This is a genomic window from Vibrio sp. V19_P1S1T109, from assembly GCF_002241375.1.
GTDB classification, from domain to species: domain Bacteria; phylum Pseudomonadota; class Gammaproteobacteria; order Enterobacterales; family Vibrionaceae; genus Vibrio; species Vibrio anguillarum.
Genome location: NZ_NDIM01000358.1, coordinates 1 through 4,861 on the forward strand (window position 1 = coordinate 1; position 4,861 = coordinate 4,861).

Consider the following 4,861-nt stretch of genomic DNA (forward strand, 5'->3'; position numbering starts at 1 on the left):
AAATAGACGTCTCAAAGTACGGGGTCATTTATGCGGGAGCGCAGAAAAACATTGGGCCAGCGGGGATCTGTATTGCGATTGTTCGTGATGATTTGCTTGATTTAGCCAGTGATGTGCTACCGACTATATTGAATTATAAAGTGCAAGCTGAACAAGATTCTATGTTCAACACGCCGCCTACGTTTGCGTGGTATTTGTCGGGTCTCGTGTTCAAGTGGCTAAAAGGGCAGGGTGGTGTCGCGGCGATTGAGAAAATCAACCGCGAGAAAGCAGCGCTGCTTTATAACGCAATTGATGAGTCACCTTTCTATCGCAATACCATTCACCCAGACAACCGTTCACTGATGAATGTGCCTTTCCAATTAGTGAAACCAGAGTTGGATAGTACGTTTTTAGAGTTGGCTGAAGCGCGTGGTTTAGTCTCGCTACAAGGTCACCGAGTCGCGGGTGGTATGCGAGCCTCGATTTACAATGCGATGACACTGGAAGGCGTTCAAGCCTTAGTTGATTTTATGCAAGAGTTTGAACAGCAGTACGCCTAACGTTTTTTATGGTATCAAAAACGATATAACATAAAATACGACCTTAAAAAACAAAGCCCACTAAGTGGGCTTTGTCATTAATCGGCTAGATTGAAGAGCATTACAATTTGTCGGTTAACTCAATTGCTTGGCCAATGTAGTTGGCTGGTGTCATCTCTTTCAAGCGTGCTTTTTCAGCTTCAGGTAGCGCAAGACTATCAATAAAGTGGCGCATTGCTTCACCATCGACTCGCTTACCGCGCGTGAGTTCTTTCAATTTTTCGTACGGTTTTTCGATGCCGTAGCGGCGCATAACCGTTTGCACTGGTTCAGCAAGGACTTCCCAGTTTTTATCGAGCTCAGCAAGCAGCGCATCACGGTTCACTTCCAGTTTACTGATCCCTTTTAGCGTTGAAGTGTAGGCGATGATCGCATAACCAACGCCCACACCAAGGTTACGCAGCACGGTTGAATCTGTTAAGTCACGTTGCCAGCGAGAGATAGGCAGCTTTTGTGCTAGGTGATTGAACACGGCATTAGCAAGGCCTAGGTTGCCTTCTGAGTTTTCAAAATCGATCGGGTTGACTTTATGTGGCATTGTCGATGAGCCAATTTCACCCGCAATGGTTCTTTGTCTGAAGTGGCCCAAAGCGATATAGCCCCAAATGTCACGATCGAAGTCGATCAGAATAGTATTGAAGCGGGCAACGGCATCAAATAGCTCTGCGATGTAATCATGTGGCTCAATTTGTGTGGTATAAGGGTTCCACGCCACACCTAGCGATTCAGTGATAAACTCTTCACTAAAGGTATGCCAGTCGAGTTCTGGATAGGCTGAAAGGTGAGCGTTGTAGTTACCTACTGCGCCGTTTACTTTTGCGAGAATCTCGATATTGGCAATCTGCTTATATTGGCGTTCCATACGGTACGCTACGTTAGCCATCTCTTTACCCATAGTACTTGGTGATGCTGGCTGTCCGTGGGTACGAGACAATAACGGAATATCGCGATACTCTTCTGCTAAGTGACGAATCGCATCAATAATGTTGCGCATTTCAGGAAGAAGCACGGTATCGCGCGCTTCTTTGAGCATTAGCGCGTGAGATGTGTTGTTGATATCTTCTGAAGTACAAGCAAAGTGAATGAATTCATTAACGGCGTGCAGCTCAGGAACACCCGCTACTTTTTCTTTTAAGAAATACTCTACAGCCTTAACATCATGGTTCGTTGTGCGTTCAATTTCTTTAATACGAGCGGCATCTTCTTCGCTAAAATTGTCTGCTATCGCATTAAGAAATTGATTGGCTTCATCACTGAATGCTGGAACTTCGGCAATTCCAGCAGTGGCTGAAAGCTTCTGTAACCAACGAATTTCAACAATGGTCCGATACTTGAGGAGACCAAACTCACTAAAGATACTGCGTAACGCAATCGTTTTACTTCCGTAGCGGCCGTCTACCGGTGAAACAGCAGTCAAGGCTGACAGTTCCATGTTTTTCTCCTGAATTTTGAGGTTAAGTGTGAGAGTGAATTCTTTGCGTCAATATTAGACTCGAGCTAATAAAATCTGAGCTTGTTCGATCATTTTCTTACGACCGAAGATCAGATGGCGACGCTTTCCTCCAACCTGACGCCACAAGACAGCGCAACGAATTCCTGAAAGGAGTAAGGCGCGCACTTTGTGCTGGGTTGAAGTTTGTTGAAGTATGGTAGGGGTTCCAGTGACTTGGATTCTCGGGCCAATAGGGCTGATAACATCCAAGTAGATACTGGCAAGGTTGCTGATCATCTGATCATCAAGCAAGTCAAAGTGGTTGACTTGACGTTCAATCGTTTGAATACGATCGCCCAGCTGTGACATCGCATCACGACGAGCGCTTAATTTACGCTCTAATGCCATCAGGCTAATGATATAGCGAGTGATTTCACTCCCTGATGGCGTGCTATCAATACCTTTCACCAAACATTCGAGGCCAATTTTTAAGTTGGCCTCAGAGCCGAAGACATCAAGTGTATTGTTCGGATTAGTACTTAAGATAGCCGTTAGAGAAGTTTCAAACGCGTCTGAATCACAGTGACCATTTTTTGCTACGTGTTGCACTAAAGCGACAGCTTGGCAGATACCCGCAAAAGCGATGGTACGGTCATAAAGGGTGTTAGCCACGTTTATTACTCCTAAGTTGTTTAAATTCGCTGCTCAATAATTACACCGCCAAGACACACATCGCCTTGATAGAAAACCGCGGATTGACCAGGCGTGACGGCCACTTGTGGCTCATCAAAAATGACTTTAATGTTTTCATCATCAATAGGGATGATGGTACACGCTATATCTGTTTGACGGTAACGCGTTTTTACCGTGCAGCTTAGCGTTGCTTGGATTGGTGTACGATCAACCCAGTGTAATTGGGAAGCGATCAAGCCATGAGATTTCAATAATGGGTGATCAGCGCCTTGGACTGCAATCAAAACGTTACGTTTAAGATCTTTATCAGCGACATACCATGGGTCTTCGTTACCGCCACCGCCTTTTTGGCCACCAATGTGTAACCCTTTGCGTTGACCTAAAGTGTGGTACATCAGGCCTTGATGTTCACCAATAACGAGACCTTCTGGTGTTTCAATTTTACCCGGTTGTGCTGGTAAATAGCGAGACAAGAAGTCGGTAAATTTGCGCTCGCCGATGAAACAGATACCGGTTGAATCTTTTTTCTTCGCCGTCACCAAACCTTGTTCTTCCGCAATGCGTCGAACTTCGGGTTTTTCTAAATCACCGACAGGAAATAAGCTACGAGCCACTTGTTCATGGCTTAATGTATAGAGGAAGTAGCTTTGGTCTTTGTTGTTGTCCAAGCCGCGCAGCATTTGTGGTTTGTCATTACCTTCAGGGAAGGTGCGTCGAACATAGTGGCCCATGGCGATATAATCGGCATCTAGCACTTCATCTGCAAACTCTAAAAAGGCTTTAAACTTGATTTCTTTGTTACAAAGAATGTCTGGGTTGGGAGTTCGCCCTGCTTTATATTCCTCAAGGAAATATTCAAATACGTTGTCCCAATATTCGGCGGCAAAATTAATGGTATGAAGAGGGATGTCTAACTTATCGCACACGGCTTGTGCATCGGCTAAATCTTCCGCCGCTGTACAATATTCCTCGTTATCATCTTCTTCCCAGTTCTTCATGAACAGGCCTTCGACTTGATAACCTTGCTCTTTGAGAAGATACGCCGAAACGGAGGAGTCAACACCACCGGACATGCCGACGATGACTTTCTTTTGGCTGTTTGCGCTGCGGTTGTCTGACATTACTTAATACCACTCAATTGACTTGGTCGCAGATTCTAGCAGAAAGATTTTCGTCGCGACAGATCCGAGACAGCAATCACACTTCTATCTGGTTTAATTGGCGTCGTATCTGTCAATGTCAGCAGAAATTAGTTTTAGAATTCTACAATGGCTTATGGCATAGTGCGTGCCATTTTAAAGCGTAATAAAAGGCCACAAAATGCAAGATGACAATCAGATTATGGATGACGCGTTCCTCATCGAAACAGTAGAGAATCAACTCGCGGACGGAAATCCGTTAAAGGTCAAAGAAACCTTGATGCGCTTGATGATGACAGGTCACTCAAGGGAGGATGCCGTTGCCTCTATTGCTTGTGCGCTTGCAATTGAGATTTTTGATGTGATGAAAAACGAAGGGCAATTTGACCTAAAACGCTATTCAGAGCATTTAGATAGGTTACCTGATCTCAGCTTTATGGAAGGTGAATAAAAATAATCAAGAGCAAACGTTTGCTATAATTGCCTTAGTTGCCGCGCTAATGGGTGCGCGGTAGAATCGCGCATCTTTTTCTCCTCTACTCAGACTGACGTTATGAAATTTCCTGGCCAACGCAAATCAAAGCATTACTTTCCTGTTCATGCACGTGACCCACTTGTTATCCAAGCACAAGAAAATAAAAAAATGTCACGTACACATATTATTGGTATCGACCAGACCTTGGTGGATATAGAAGCGAAAGTAAATACTGACCTCATCGAAAAATATGAGCTTAGTAAAGGCCATTCGTTAGTGATTGACGATCAGAAGGCCGAAGCTTTGTACACTGAGCTCAAACAAAATGGTCTGATTACTAACGAATATGCTGGGGGAACGATTGGCAACACATTACACAATTATTCGGTGCTGGCAGATGATCGCTCAACGTTGTTAGGTGTGATGAGTCAAGATATAAAAATTGGTAGCTACGGTTATCGTTATTTATGTAATACATCAAGTCGGATGGATCTGAATTATTTACAAGCGGTTGATGGAGCGATTGGGCGCTGCTTTGCCT

Annotated in this window: 5 protein-coding genes and 1 pseudogene; 3 read left to right on the plus strand and 3 right to left on the minus strand. The window is 44.4% G+C overall.

The window, feature by feature from the left end; translation table 11 throughout:
* A partial coding sequence (serC, locus tag B9J87_RS16670; protein WP_141201593.1) for a 3-phosphoserine/phosphohydroxythreonine transaminase occupies window positions 1-542 on the plus strand: 542 nt, incomplete at its 5' end.
* Between the two features lie 100 nt (window positions 543-642).
* On the opposite strand, the gene purB is transcribed toward serC, so the two are convergent.
* Genes purB through mnmA form a run of 3 tightly spaced genes read right to left on the minus strand, consistent with a single transcriptional unit; the run spans window position 643 to window position 3,827 of the window.
* The gene (gene purB, locus B9J87_RS16675; RefSeq protein WP_019281972.1) at window positions 643-2,013 is read right to left on the minus strand and encodes an adenylosuccinate lyase; all 1,371 of its coding nucleotides are present in this window, start codon (window positions 2,011-2,013) and stop codon (window positions 643-645) included.
* A gap of 54 nt (window positions 2,014-2,067) precedes the next feature.
* Complete coding sequence (hflD, locus tag B9J87_RS16680; RefSeq protein WP_013857105.1) at window positions 2,068-2,685, minus strand: high frequency lysogenization protein HflD; 618 nt, start codon at window positions 2,683-2,685, stop codon at window positions 2,068-2,070.
* Window positions 2,686-2,705: 20 nt separating this feature from the next.
* The gene (gene mnmA / locus B9J87_RS16685) at window positions 2,706-3,827 is read right to left on the minus strand and encodes a tRNA 2-thiouridine(34) synthase MnmA (protein ID WP_094151806.1); all 1,122 of its coding nucleotides are present in this window, start codon (window positions 3,825-3,827) and stop codon (window positions 2,706-2,708) included.
* Window positions 3,828-4,026: 199 nt separating this feature from the next.
* Between mnmA and B9J87_RS16690 the strand changes: the two genes are divergently transcribed.
* Both B9J87_RS16690 and B9J87_RS16695 read left to right on the plus strand, forming a co-directional pair.
* Window positions 4,027-4,296: a hypothetical protein gene (locus tag B9J87_RS16690; protein WP_013857103.1), complete on the plus strand. Its 270-nt coding sequence runs from the start codon at window positions 4,027-4,029 to the stop codon at window positions 4,294-4,296.
* Between the two features lie 102 nt (window positions 4,297-4,398).
* A pseudogene (locus tag B9J87_RS16695) lies at window positions 4,399-4,861 on the plus strand (inosine/guanosine kinase); the annotation flags it as partial.

Bases quoted from the DNA above. Each gene is read 5' to 3' on its own strand.
- mnmA (WP_094151806.1), bottom strand. From the start codon at position 3,827: ATGTCAGACAACCGCAGCGCAAACAGCCAAAAGAAAGTCATCGTCGGC.
- B9J87_RS16690 (WP_013857103.1), top strand. From the start codon at position 4,027: ATGCAAGATGACAATCAGATTATGGATGACGCGTTCCTCATCGAAACA.
- purB (WP_019281972.1), bottom strand. From the start codon at position 2,013: ATGGAACTGTCAGCCTTGACTGCTGTTTCACCGGTAGACGGCCGCTAC.